Annotated in this window: 10 protein-coding genes; all 10 read right to left on the reverse strand. The window is 72.1% G+C overall.

All coding sequences use genetic code 11. The features are described 5' to 3' along the window. Window positions 1–18: 18 nt before the first annotated feature. The gene (locus WMI84_RS05785; protein ID WP_347351225.1) at window positions 19–1,536 is read right to left on the reverse strand and encodes a CHC2 zinc finger domain-containing protein; all 1,518 of its coding nucleotides are present in this window, start codon (window positions 1,534–1,536) and stop codon (window positions 19–21) included. Further along, on the reverse strand, window positions 1,533–2,273 hold the full coding sequence (locus WMI84_RS05790) for a hypothetical protein (protein WP_347351226.1): 741 nt from the start codon (window positions 2,271–2,273) through the stop codon (window positions 1,533–1,535). The genes WMI84_RS05785 and WMI84_RS05790 overlap by 4 nt, the downstream gene beginning before the upstream one ends. A 108-nt stretch (window positions 2,274–2,381) precedes the next feature. Next, window positions 2,382–2,822, reverse strand: a complete 441-nt coding sequence (locus WMI84_RS05795; protein WP_347351228.1) for a hypothetical protein — start codon at window positions 2,820–2,822, stop codon at window positions 2,382–2,384. After that, window positions 2,806–4,518 (reverse strand): TraM recognition domain-containing protein, encoded by a 1,713-nt coding sequence (locus WMI84_RS05800; protein ID WP_347351230.1) that lies wholly within the window; start codon window positions 4,516–4,518, stop codon window positions 2,806–2,808. The genes WMI84_RS05795 and WMI84_RS05800 overlap by 17 nt, the downstream gene beginning before the upstream one ends. Window positions 4,519–4,945: 427 nt before the next feature. Continuing rightward, window positions 4,946–6,745: an AIPR family protein gene (locus WMI84_RS05805; protein WP_347351232.1), complete on the reverse strand. Its 1,800-nt coding sequence runs from the start codon at window positions 6,743–6,745 to the stop codon at window positions 4,946–4,948. Between the two features lie 464 nt (window positions 6,746–7,209). After that, window positions 7,210–8,751, reverse strand: a complete 1,542-nt coding sequence (locus WMI84_RS05810; RefSeq protein WP_347351234.1) for an ATP-binding protein — start codon at window positions 8,749–8,751, stop codon at window positions 7,210–7,212. A 27-nt stretch (window positions 8,752–8,778) separates the two neighbouring features. Next, window positions 8,779–10,218 carry an SCO6880 family protein gene (locus WMI84_RS05815; protein WP_347351236.1) on the reverse strand — a complete coding sequence of 480 codons (1,440 nt, stop codon included), beginning with the start codon at window positions 10,216–10,218 and terminating at the stop codon, window positions 8,779–8,781. Next, window positions 10,215–11,498: a hypothetical protein gene (locus tag WMI84_RS05820; RefSeq protein ID WP_347351238.1), complete on the reverse strand. Its 1,284-nt coding sequence runs from the start codon at window positions 11,496–11,498 to the stop codon at window positions 10,215–10,217. Before WMI84_RS05820 ends, WMI84_RS05815 begins: the two co-directional genes overlap by 4 nt. Continuing rightward, entirely contained in the window at window positions 11,495–12,313 is an 819-nt protein-coding gene (locus WMI84_RS05825) for a hypothetical protein (protein WP_347351239.1), read from the reverse strand. Before WMI84_RS05825 ends, WMI84_RS05820 begins: the two co-directional genes overlap by 4 nt. Next, window positions 12,310–12,743 (reverse strand): DUF6112 family protein (locus tag WMI84_RS05830; RefSeq protein ID WP_347351241.1); only part of this gene is annotated, 434 nt, incomplete at its 5' end. The genes WMI84_RS05830 and WMI84_RS05825, both read right to left, overlap by 4 nt.

The raw sequence follows: 12,743 nt of genomic DNA on the forward strand, positions 1-12,743 counted from the left end.
CCTTTGCTGGCAGGGGGTTCAGAGCAGTTCGGGGCCGGGCGGGTGCGCGAGTGCGTGGGCGGGTGGGGGCATGCCGGTCGGTTCGGTCTCGAGGGCGTGGCCCAGGGCGGCGGTGAGCGTGCCGTGGGGGTTCCAGCCGTGCCGGGTCATCTCGGCGGTGGCCTGCTCGAGCAGGACGTGCCGCAGCCCGGGGCCGAGCCACCGGGTCAGCGGCGTCAGGACGGCGATGGTGTCGCGGACCGGTTCGCGGGCGCCCTGTTGCAAGGACAGCCGGGCCAGGTCCCGGCCGGGCAGGAACGTGACCGGCGCGAGCACGGCCGGCGAGCCGCTCGAGAGCCACGCGCCCGGGTGGTGCGGTGTGGGCGGGTCGAGCAGCTGGCGCAGCCGGGCGGTGGTGTCGGGGCCGGTGAGCCACTCGGCGGGGTCTGTGCCGGCCGGTAGCCGGGTGACCAGGGCGGGCCGGTGCCCGGTGAGGCAGAGCTGGGTGAGCCAGCGGTCGGTGCCTTCCCGCCCGGCCTGGTCGCCGTCCAGGACGATCCGGGGTGGGTTGCTGCTCAAGGCGAGCACCTGCGCTGCTTGGGTGGCCGAGACGGTCACCCCGCTGGTGGTGACCGGGGCGATGCGATGGGTCAGGCCTGCGGTCGCTGCCGCGGCGGCGACCGCGAGGGCATCGAGGACGCCTTCGACGACGACGACGCTGCCGTCGCCGGCCAGCTCGTGGTGGCTGGGCCGGTAGAGGGTCCGGCTCTTGTCGTAGACGGCGGTGCGGGTCGGGTTGCGGTACTTCGGCGCGGCCGGGTGGCCGGTGATGTCGCGGCCGATGAACCCGCGGATCCGCCCGTCGGGTTCGGTGACCGGCACGACGATCCGGCCGTGCAGGGTGTCGACCAGTCCCCCGGACCGTCCTGGCCGGGAAAGGTCGAGGGCGAGCAGCTCGTCGTCGCTGACCCCGTCCGCGCGGAGCCGGTCGGTCAGGCTGGTCCAACCCGGCGTGGCGTACCCAACCAGGCCCGCGCCCGGAGTCTTCGCCTGTAGGGCAGTCAGGTCGATCCCCCGCTCACGTGTGAGCCATGTCGCGGCGTACCTGCTCGCTGCGCTCCCGCCGAGGTGGCCCCACGCGAGCGCGTTGACCTCGAACGCCCGCTCGGAGCCGACGGCCGGGTCGGCGGACGGGTCGGTGTCGCGGACCAGCCGCAGCCGCGGCCGGCCCAGCGTCCGGGACGCGATCTGGGCCGATGGCGCGGCGGCGGTGGGGGCGTTGGCCCCGAGGGCGGCGACCGCGCCCCGGAAGTCGAGGCCGTGCAGCCGGGCCACGAAGTCGATCACGTCTCCGGAGGCGCCGCAGCCGAAGCAGTGGTACCGGTCCGGGATCGCGTCGACCGACAGGGACGGGGTGTGGTCCTCGTGGAACGGGCAGGGCCCGACCCAGCCGCGCCCGCGCGGGCGCAGCTCGACACCCGCGGCGGCGATCACCTCGGCGATCGGGTACTGGGCGCGGATGCGGGCGACATCCACCCGTCCGGGTATGACGGTCACAGCCGCACCCCCAGCTCGGGACCGGCCTCACGCTCGGGCACGGCGCGGGCGGCGTGCGGGTCGGTCTGGTGGGCGTGGACGAGCTGCGCGAACCGGGCCGGGTCGAGGTGGATGTCGATCTGGGTGGCGTCGGCGAACGCGGCCTCGACCGCCGCGGGTGTCACGCCGGTGGCCAGGACCGCGTACTCGTCCCAGGTCGGGTCGTACGCGAACAGCACCCCGCGGCCACTGACGGGGTCCGGCCGCAGCGTGATCCGTTGCTCGCCGCGGGCGCCCCACCGGGCCCCGAACTGGCGGTCCGCGACCGTGACGACCCCATGGCAGGCGGCGAACTGTCTCGGGCCGACCCACTCCAGGCCCGGCACCGGCCGAGCGGGGGTCTGGTGCCCGCAGGCGGCGGTGTGCAGCCGATGGGGGTCGGTGATGCCGGCGTCGAGGCTGGCGGTGAGACGTTCGGCGATGGTGAAGGGGCCCTCGCCGAGTGCGGGTGCGAGGAGTAACCCGGCCGCCTGAGCGTAGGCGTTGCGCAGCCCGAGCCGGTACCAGTAGTCCACGTCGGTCGCGTCGGCGATGGAGCTGGTTGCCGGGGCGTCGTGATTGAGGCCACGGGAGGTGTTGCTGGACAGGGCGATCAGCTCCTGCACGACCCGGGATGTCTCGTGCGCCTGCAGATCGGTTGCTGGCTGGGGTGGTTGCGGCGGGTCCTGGTGGGGGATCGGGGTGGCCGGGACTGACATGGGTGCCTCTCTTGCGTGAGACCGTCTCGCGCGTCATGTCAGGACAACGGCGCCCACGTGGCACCATCGGACTGACCCGGGCCCCAGGCAGGCCCGGCCTCGGGTGGTTCAGGACCCTTGCGTCCCGGCCGTGCCGATCGGGGCCGGGGCGTGGATGCCCCAGGCCCGGTCCTCGCGGTGCTCGCCGGCGGTGCACCCGGTCCGGGCGACGGCGTCGGTCAGGATGCGCTTGACGTCATACAGGGCGCGGATGAACTCGACTCCCGCGGTCGGGGCGGCGCTGTCGGCGTAGCAGCCACGTTCGTGGTCGCGCAGCGCGGACAGCACCTCCACCAGGGGCGGGTGCCGGTCCCAGCACGGCGGGATGACCCGCGCGTCCAGGCCGAACCGGCCGGTCAGGTGCCGCACCCACTCGCGCAGCACCGCCAAAGCAGTGTCCCTCTCCCGGGTGGTCAGCGACGGCCAGTGCAGTGGGCCACGCAGCTGCCCGAACCCGCGCCCGAACGCTGGATCGTCGGCACCGGCGGCGCGGTCAGCCGGTGTGGGCACGCCGAATCGTCTCCTCCGTGTCGGTGCGGGCCTGCTGCAGGGTTGCCGCGTTGTTGCGTGCGGTCCACGGCCGCAAGGTGAGGGCGATCGGTGGGGCCTCACGCAGCAGCAGCACGCCGGTGCCGAACGGCAGGGTGCGCAGCGCAGCCGGGTCCAGGATCGGGGTCTCGATGGTCGAGGTGGAGGTGGTGTGGTGCCCGTGCTCACCGATGGTGGAGGTGTGGACCGGTTCACGGGTGGTGCCGATCAGCCGGGACAGCTCGTCCAGGTCGCGGGTGCTGCTGCCGCCGCCGAGGATGACCTTGTCGATCGCTGCGTCCCAGATCGCGGCGGCGGCGTGCTCGCCCCACACGGCGCGGGCCTGGGCCAGCGACTGCAGCACCACCGTGGCGGTGATCCCCGACCCGCCGCCGTCGGACATCAGCGACGGCAACGACGGCAGCGGGTAGTTCGCGGCCTCGTCGAGGACCAACGACAGGGGCGGGTCCAGCCGGGCACCGGACCGGGCCGCCGCCAACGTGCGGGCGGTCTCGAGGATGTCCTCGAGGAACGCGCCGACCAGGCCCGCGGTCGCGGACGCGCCGGTCGAGGTGCCCAGCAGATAGATGGTGCCGCCACCGGTGAGGAACTCGTGCGGGTCCAGGTCCTCACCCGGGTCGGGGCTGACCGCGTCGAGGACCTTCGGGTCGGCCAGCGCACTGAACGCGATGCCGACCATCGCCCACACCGCGTCCCGCTGCCGCGGGTCGGCGCCGGTCAACGCCTGCAGGGTGTGTTGCCAGCCCGGTGCTGCGCCTGGGTGGCCGGTGAGGACGTCGACCGCCTCGCTCGCCGTGACCGCAGACATGGACCATCGGTACAGGTCCAGCGGGCTCGCGCCGCCGAGGGCGGCCGCGTGCAGCAGCGCCCGGACGGCCTGCTCGGCGGAGGCCTGCCAGAACGTGGCGTCGGTGGTGCCATGCGCCGCCCCCGCGGTCAGCGCCTTGGCGCGGACCATCGCCACGTGCGGATCCTGACAGCCGCGGATCGGTGACCAGCGCGCCGCCGACGGCACGCCCGGGGCCAGGTGCTGCGGGTCGAACACCGCGACCGGCCCCTTGCCCTGGCGCGTGGCCAGGGTGGTGGTCAGGTTGTCCGGGCGGGTGCTCGTGGTCACCACCGGCCCGGGCGCGTCCAGGATCGCTGGGATCACCAGGTGCAGGCCCTTGCCCGAGCGGGGCGGGCCGAGGACCAGCGTCGAGTCCTCCACCGTGGCGTAGCAGGCGACACCCCGACTCGCCCCGAGCCGGAAGCCCAGGTCACCGATCGTCGCCTTGTCCAGTGAGGGGCGCAGCTGCCGGCCACGGCGCAGAACCCGGCGGGCCCCCGCGGCACGCCGGACGTCGCTGCGCCCGGCGACCCCCGGACGGTCCACCGCCTGGTGGGCCGTCGAGCTCCCGGCCGACCGCCGGAAGAGGAGGGCGCCCGCGGCGGCAGCTGCGAGCAGCACGACGAACACGACCCAGAACAGACACGTCGGGCCGATCGACGTGCCCCACGCGACGTTTGGGTGCAGCGGGTCCGTCAGCAGACGCAGCACCGCCGCCAGCGAGAACGGCGGCGGTTTGCCGCCGGTCAGGAAGGCCGCGGCGCACGCAGCGAGCCACGTGAGCCCGCACACCCCACCCGCGCCGAGAACGACCCCGGCGAACAACACATCGTTGGAATGGAAGACTTGACGAGGAACAGATGCCATGAGTGGTACACGTCAACGACGGGGCACTCCCCGTCCTCCCCGTGGTGATCCCGCTCGGGCATCTCACAGGTTTGACGCACACGCGGGAAGCGGCCACGTGACCCGTGTCACCCCGTGCCACCTGCCTGGGACGCCGCCCCGGCGAGGCCGACGTCGCCTGCGACCATCAACACTGAGGAGCGTCGACGCCCCTTGGTCCACGCTCATTTCGCCCATAATGACGCCGTCGCGACAAGCGCCGAAGCGGTGAAGGGCGGACCGTGCGCCGGGCGTGACGCCGCGGCCGCGAGCAGCACCGATAGCGAGGACCCCTGCTCCTCGCCGACGAGGACCCCGCGACTGCGGCGGCGGCCAGGATGCCCGGGGTGGGCGCACCGACCGCGGCAGGTCAGGGCTTCGCCGCGGATGCCGACTCCTCGGTCGCCGCCGCCAGCTCGTCGAACGGGGCAGGGTTAGCGGAACGAGCGGCCTCCAACATGGCGCTGAAGTCCTCCAGGGCCTTCTTGACCCGGTCCAGGGCCTTGAGACCGCGGTCGGTCGCGGGCATTAGGTGGCTGGAGAACGCCACCGCGACATCGACGACGGGCTGCCATGCCGACGTCGCTGCCGCGGGCGATAGGTTCTCCTTGAACCGCAAGGCGTAGCGATCCGCAACCGCGACGCCCAGCATCGTCTCGATGCACGCGCCGGCCGCGGCCATGAGCAGATAGTTCGACCCTCGGGCGCTGAAGAACGCCGCATGCCGCCTCTGCGCGTCCGTGCGGGAGGTCTCGGGGATCGCGAGGATCTTCTGCTTGGCCCGCTCGATCGCCTTGAGCAGGCCGTAGGTGTAGACGATGTGCCGAGCGGTCAGCGACTCGCGGAAGACCCGCGAGTACACCGCATCGTTGTCCCAGATGCTGCGCGTCTCGTTATAGGCCAGGTTCGGCTCGCCGTGGAAGGCCGCGACGGACTGCGCAACCGAGGAGTCGGGGACGAGCGTCCTCACGCGCTGGATTGCGTCCGTCGCGCCGCCGCGCCGTCCGCCTCGGTAGTCGGCATCCGTGACGTCGGCGAACTCCTTCCGGAGCCGGTCCTGGACCGCATCCTTGCTGCGGAAGTCGGTCGCCTCCACCTTGTTCTGCGTGTTGTTGTACTTGACGATGTCGCCGAGAACCGTAGTGTTGGTGCACTTGACGAAGCGCGCCATCACCATCGCGTGCGTCGTCGCGGCCGCTTCGACCTGGTTCAGGCTGCCTAGGGCGCCGGTCGTCTGGCCGCCGTTCACGATGCCGACCCCTTCGACCCGTAGCCGCTGGGTCGGCATGCCAGCGTCTTGCAGCTCGTAGTCGTTGACCAGGACCGTGATGCCGTTGTTGAAGATCGCGAAGTTGTCCGGCTGGGTCTTCGCTGTCTCCTTGATGCCGAAGTTGATGTTTCCGCTGGACCGCACGACTCCGAGGTAGTCCCGAATGTTCGGTGACATGAGCTTCGTCTTGTGGGCCTCCCAGAGTGCGCGCAGGTCCGCAACCGCCACCGCAGTCGAGAAGGCGCTCCAATCCTGCGTCACGATCTCGAAGCCGCCCGGGACGTCGAAGGTGAACTCGTCGGAGACCAGGATGGGCGCCTGCATCCGCGCGTACTCGTCCTCGAGGACGGTCCGACCGATCTCAATGGCGGACACGTCGACCTCGATCCCGGGAAAGTCGCGCTTGACGATGCCGTCAGCGGTCTTCAGGGCCTGCTCCAACTCGTCGGCGACGTTCTTCGACTCCTTGCAGTTGTGCACGTACCAGAGTTGGAGTTCCTGGACCTCGCCGCCATTAAGAGCGTCGCGGACTTCCTCGGCGGCGCCGCGGAGTGTCTCGGGGAGCCCATCGAGCGCGCCCGTCAGCAGCCAGCTGACGCCCGTGTTGAGGTCGCTGGCTTTGTTGGCCGGTGCCTCGCCCACGTTTGACTTGTTGGACATGTACCCCTGCGCCAGGACGATGCGCTGCTTGTCGGCGGAAACAGCGACGAGGTCGCACTTCTTGTCATTGCTGCCATCGGTCAGGCTGTTGGACGCGAACGTGTCGGCGTCGTCAAAGCCGAGCCTCAACTGGGCGACGAAGAGTAGCAGGGCGTTGTCGCCGTACTTGGTGAGGTCGTCTCGACTTTCGAACGCGGCGTAGCCGGGCGTCCCGTCCGCCTTCTCGTCCTGCTGTGCCATGACCGCGTCCTCCCCTAGCGATGGCGTCGTGGGCAGCACCCTAGCCACCATCGCCGACACAGCGGCGGTAAGGCCATCTCGCGGTCTCGCGGCCTCGTCGGAACCATGGTCGCTGACTTGGCCTATCCCCCGGCCTGCCCACGTCCGCCCGCGTCACTCGTTACCGAGAACCTTCAAGTCGACCGGACTGGGCGCCCGTCGAACTGGTACCGCTGGCGTCACGAGACCGTGGACGTCACCAATGCGGAGGTCAGGCTGAACTCGACGATCCTCCATGGGCGGCCGAGCACCAGCGCGCGGCGCCTTGCGTCATACCGCCGCCTATGACGTCCAACGATGGACTCGTGGCCTCCGCCGACCTGTTCGGGCAGAGCGGAGTATCGGGTGGCGGCGAGCGACGTTTCGGGACATCGATTACCGCAGAGCAGCGACACGTCCCGTGCCCTGTAGACCCCTGTAGACCCTCAAGTTCCCGCCGAAACCGTCAAATTTTCGTCCAACTTCCGGACTTCCAGCGCCATCCGCTGGTTGGTGTTGAACAGGTCGAGCTCGTTGTCGGTGGCGAGGTGGCGCACGATGAAGGCGCGTTGGCCCACGTGCCAGAGCCCTTCGCCTTGCCGCAGGTCGGGCAGCTGCGCCTGCTCGGTGCTGGTGAGCCCGAGGCGGCGTGCGGCGCCGGTGGTTTCGCCTGGTTCTTGCTGGTAGATGATCTTGGTGGCGCAGTCGGCGAGCAGCCCGTTGGCGGTGGCGCGGGTGCTGGAGCTGGCATCGCCGACGGCGTCGAGGTCGGACAGGCGGTGGATGATCAGCAGGTTCGCGATCCCGTACCCGCGGGAGAGCTTCCACTCCGCCTGCATGCGCGCCAGCAGGGCGGGTTGCCGGATCAGGCGCCAGGCTTCGTCGTAGATGATCCACCGGGCGCCGGCGTTCGGGTCGGTCAGGGCGGCTTCCATCCAGGCGCTGGCGCAGGTCATGACCATGGCGGTGAGCTGGTCGGAGCCGTGGATGCGGGACAGGTCGAGGGTGACCATCGGCAGGGACGGCTCGAACGTGACGGTCGAGGGGCCGTCGAACAGGCCGGCGAGGTCACCGGCGACGAGGCGGCGCAGCGCGTGGGCGAGCTCGCGTCCGTCGCGGGCCAGCTCGGCCGTGTCCTGTCCACCATCCCTGCCCGCACCGCAGTCCTCGGCGGTGGGGCGCAGCAGCCGGTCGACGACCCGGGGCAGGGTCGGGGTCGGGTCGGCGGTGACGGTGCCGGTCAGGGCGCAGTCAAGCGCAGTGTGCTCGACCGCGGTCAGGGCCCGTCCGAGCGCGGATTCGGCGAGGGAGCCGAGCAGCGTGCGTCGGCGGGTGGCGACCATCTCGGCCCATTCGTCCTCGGCGATGCCGGGGTGGCGGGGGCCCGGGTCGAGTGGGTTGAGCCGGTTGCCGGTGCCTGGGCCGAGCGCGATGGTGGCGCCGCCGACGCGGGCGGCGACAGCGGTCCATTCGCCTTTCGGGTCGCCGGGCACATAGATGCGCCGGCCGAGGGCGATGGAGCGGGTGGCGATCGACTTGGCCAGGCAGGACTTGCCCTTGCCGACGGCCCCGGCGAGCAGGCAGTTCGGGTTGGTCAGCACCCCATCCTGGTAGAGCACCCACGGGTCGAAGCAGAACCCGGCCCCGGACCAGGCGTCCTGCCCGATGAACACGCCGGCCTCCCCAAGCCCGGCCTCGGCGAGGAACGGGTACGCGCCGGCGAGCACGTCGGAGGTGGCCCGGTGGGCGGGCAGCCGCAACCGTCGCAGCGCCCGCAGCGCCTCGGGTCGGTGCTCCCCGAGCCGCGGCACCAGGGCGGGACGGTCGGCCTTGGTCGTCTCGTCGTTCCCGGCCGCGCCCGGCCGTTCGCTGCCGTGCGCGGTGAGGGTTCTCGCGGCTGCTCGTAGGGCGCGCCGGTCGCGTCGCCCGGCGCGCCCCTTCGCCGCGGTCGTGTAGAGGAGGCCGGTGTGGACTCGTGGTGCAGCCATCGAAGCTTCCCTCCTGGGGGGTGCTCGTCAGTGGATGGGCCGGGCCAGCGGCAGCGCGGCGGCGGTGAACGCGCGGGCTTGTTGGCCTTGCAGCCGGCGGGTCTCACACCCGCACCCGATGGCGGCGCGTTCGACCTGCGCGATCGCGTCCTCGAGCTGTTCGAGGCTGGCCGCGGTCAGGGTGATCAGCCCGGTGAACTTCAGGTCGGCGTGTCCGGCCAGCAGGGCCCGTTCCCGATCCAGGACGTCGTCGAGCTCGGCCGCGTCGGCCAGGTCGGCGATGGCGCCGATCCGGGCGCGTTGCGCGGCGTCGGTGACGTGCTCGACCTTGGCGCGGCGGATGTCGCGGATCGCCTGCCGCGCGGACAGGGGTGTCGCGGTGATCGACAGGGCCCGGGTGATGCCGGGCTGGAAGATCAGCGCGTGCAGGAAGTCGGCCGGCACGTCGGTGCGGGGCCATTCGCTGACCCACAGCACGCACGAGTAGCCGGTGTCGTGCCGGATCCAGTCCCAGTCCTCGTCGATCGCGACCGGCCCCGCGCAGGCCAGCGACCGCCCCTGCCCGCCGCGCGCGGTCGGGTCGTAGGCGGCCCGGATCGTCGCGGCGAGCGCGCCCGTGTCGAGCCAGCCGACGAGGCGAAGGTCCGCGGCGCGCAGGCTCGCCTCGAGCGAGCCCATCTCCTGGCGGAGCCGGTCCAGGGACTTGCCGCCGCGCACCCGCAGCCGGCCGGGCGGTGCCTTGACGGCGATCGCGACGAGACTGCGGTGGGTGGCCGCGGCCGGGGTGTACGTGCGCAGCAGGCACTGGTACTCGTCGGTCGCCCAGGCGGCCTCGTCGGTGGCCGGCTCGACCCGGGACTGGTGCCACCAGCCGAGGATCCCGTCGCCGGAGTCCGGGCAGACCCGCTCGAGGACCTGCACCCGGACCGCCTGACCGGACGCGGCGAGTCCGGCCAGCACCCGGCTCCACCCGGTGACCCGGCGCCGCTGCTCCTCGGGGGACAGCAGCAGGTAGGCGGCGTGGTCGACGTGCGCGACCACGGTCAGGGTGGCCTCGTGCGGGTCGTGCACGACCGCCGCGCCGGTGGTCTCGTCCAGCAGGAATCGCAGCGCTGCACCGTCACCGGGCAGGCCCATCGTCCCGGCCGGGCGGGCCCTGCCCGGGTGGACCCGGTACCGGCGCTGCCCGTGCAGGTGCCGTAGCCCGTAGTGGACCGCGGTCGGCAGCAGCTCGACGATCGGCCGCCCGCCGCGCCGCACGAACGCCAACCCGAGCAGGCCGGCCCAGACCGGCCCGGTGACCGCGAGCCCGCCCAGGCCCGCCACGAACACCGCGATGGTAGCCAGAGCGGCGGCGGCGCCGATGCAGGCGACCCGGCTGGCCGACAGCCCGAGCAGCAGCCCACGCTGGGACAGCCGCGCGAAACGCACCATCGACGCCCCCGCGGGAGTACCGGTCTGACTCATGACTCGTCCTTCCGTTGCGGCCGCGTGAGCCGTTCAGGCGCCCGCGGCGCGGGCGGCGTCGTATGCCGTTCAGCGGGGCTGGCCGCGCCGCCTCCCGTCGCGTCGGTGACCGGGGCGTGGGCCGTCTCGGCCGGTGGCATCGTCGGTGTGCCCTGCCCCCCGGGGGCGTTGGCGCCCTGAGGCGGCATCGACACGGCCGGCTTCCACCCGTTGTCGGTCTTGCCGGGCGGGTGCAGGTTCGGCCCCGCACCGCCACCACCGTTGCCGCCACTGCCTCCACTGCCGCCGCTGGCGAGGGCGGTGCGTGACGCGGTGACCCGGGACCCGGCGGCTCCGGCCAGGCCGGTACGCAGGTAGGCGAGCTTCTGCGGCGCGGACACCGCCACGCGCCCGCCCGCGATGGCGTGTCCGGCGCTCAGGTGGGCGGCATACAGGGAGTCCCCGACGAACACGCACATCCGGATCGCGAGCCACGGCGAGAGCCCACCGAGCAGCAGGATGAGCGCGCCGACCGCGAGCTGGGTGCCGACCTGGGTGGTTTGGCTGCCGGCGAGCCCGGACCCTTGCATGACCAGGATCCCGGTGACCAGGATCAGCACCAGGATCAGCTTGGCGGCGATCATCGCGGCCACGAACTCGACCCAGCGGCGCACCCAGGCGCGGGTGATGTCCGCGGTGGCGCCGGCGAACGCGAGCGGGGCCAGCACCGCGCACACGATCAGCAGCAGCTTGCGCACCATCATCGCGAACCACACGATGACGGTCGCGGCCAGGACCGCGAGGGCGAGCACGAGCATGACGGCCGGGTTGGCCAGGTTGGTCATGTCCGCGAGCGCGAACAGGGCACCGATCCCGTGTACCGATGTGCCGAGGGTGTGCTGTACGACCGCGTCGGCGAGCTGGTCGACCGCGGCCAGCAGGACCCGGGTGACGGCCAGCGCGAACCCGCTGCCCAGGGCCATGATGAACAGGCCCTTCACGGCCCGGCCCAGTCCGCCGGGCTCGCGGCGCAGCGCGGCGGTGATCAGCTGCAGCACGAACAGGCCGAGGCAGATCACCAGGGCGATCGCGCCGGTGACGGCCAGCTCCTTGCGCAGCCCGGGGGAGGCCAGATCGACGGTGGTGGCGGTGTCGATCTGCGACCAGAGCCAGCTCGTCGCTGTGGTGGCGGCCTGCCCGAACGCGGTCGCGATCGCCCCGAACGCGCTCTCGGTGATGGCCCCGGCTGCCGAGGCGATCTGGCAGGCGGGGTTGAGCATGTTGACCCCGGTGCAGCTCACGACGTCCCCTGCCTCAGGCTGGTGTAGAGCACCACGTTGACGAACCCCCACGAGGTCCTGCTCGGGGGACCCTCGAAGTCGGCGGTGACCGACACCGACGAACGGGTCGCGCTCTCGCGTCCGGCGGCGGTGGTGTGCAGGGTGATCGTTGCGGTGACCTGCCGGGCGGTGACGCCCGGGTCGGTGACCCGGCCCGCGTCGACGGCGTTGGACCATGCCAGCGGCTCGGACACGCGCACGTCCGCCACGGTGGTGTACCCGCCGAGCGCGGCCAGCCGAGCCCACTCGGCCGCGGACGGGACCGGTGAGGTGCCCGGCCCGTCGCTTTGTTCGGTGACCGAGTAGACCGCGAGCCGGTCGCGCAGCTCGACCGGGACCAGCCCGACCACGAGCGGCTCGGTCGTGGTGGCCGCCTCCGCGTCGACCCAGGCGAGGAACTGCCTGCGCGGCGTGCGGTAGTCCTGGGTCAGCAGCGCGGTCACGAACCCGGCGGCATACAGGTCCGGGTGTGAGCGGGCCTCGTCAGGGATGCGGTCACGCTGCGCCGGGTCGGGGGATGGAGCGGGCATCGCGCGCAGCTGCTCGAGCTGACGGCGCACCGCGGCGTCCTGACCCAGATCGGCTGGCGGCGTCACCGGGGTCTGTGAAGCGCTGACGGTGAGAGCGCCCTTCGGCGGCGAGTTGCGGGTCGAGGTGGCGTTGCCAGACAGGGCCCACAGACCCACGGACGCGATGAGCGCGGCGAGCAGGAACGACACGAGCATCAGGGCGCTGCGCCGGGAGCCGCGGGATGTTGGCAGGTGACGGTGGGTCATTGGATCGCCGCCCCCGCGTTGGAGAAGAACGTGACCAGCGTGTTCGCGGCGCCGATCAGCATCGCCGCGGCGCCGGCGATGATCACGCCGGTCTTACCGCGGCCGGCGATGTGCGGGTTCGACGAGCTCGCCCCGATCGCCCATGCGACCGCGGAGATGACCACTCCCGCGACGGAGGCGACCAGACCGAAGGTGAGCATCGCCCCGACCACCTTCTCCAGCGCCACCAGACCAGGCAGGCCATCGGTCAGACGTTCCGCACTTCTGGCACGTAAATAGCCCCCAGCCACGTTCGGTGCGGTCACCGCGGAACCACATTTACCCCACCCCACGACGGCCGAAGGCCCCGTTTGCTCGATCGTCTTTTGACCCCCCGTTTCCGGGGCTGTCAGTTTGAGGTGTAGGCGCTGGTGGGGATGTGCAGCAGGTC

The sequence above is a fragment of the Intrasporangium sp. genome (assembly GCF_039812505.1).
Taxonomy (GTDB): Bacteria; Actinomycetota; Actinomycetes; order Actinomycetales; family Dermatophilaceae; genus Intrasporangium_A.

Bases quoted from the DNA above. Each gene is read 5' to 3' on its own strand.
- WMI84_RS05805 (WP_347351232.1), bottom strand. From the start codon at position 6,745: ATGGCACAGCAGGACGAGAAGGCGGACGGGACGCCCGGCTACGCCGCG.
- WMI84_RS05790 (WP_347351226.1), bottom strand. From the start codon at position 2,273: ATGTCAGTCCCGGCCACCCCGATCCCCCACCAGGACCCGCCGCAACCA.
- WMI84_RS05815 (WP_347351236.1), bottom strand. From the start codon at position 10,218: ATGAGTCAGACCGGTACTCCCGCGGGGGCGTCGATGGTGCGTTTCGCG.
- WMI84_RS05825 (WP_347351239.1), bottom strand. From the start codon at position 12,313: ATGACCCACCGTCACCTGCCAACATCCCGCGGCTCCCGGCGCAGCGCC.
- WMI84_RS05810 (WP_347351234.1), bottom strand. From the start codon at position 8,751: ATGGCTGCACCACGAGTCCACACCGGCCTCCTCTACACGACCGCGGCG.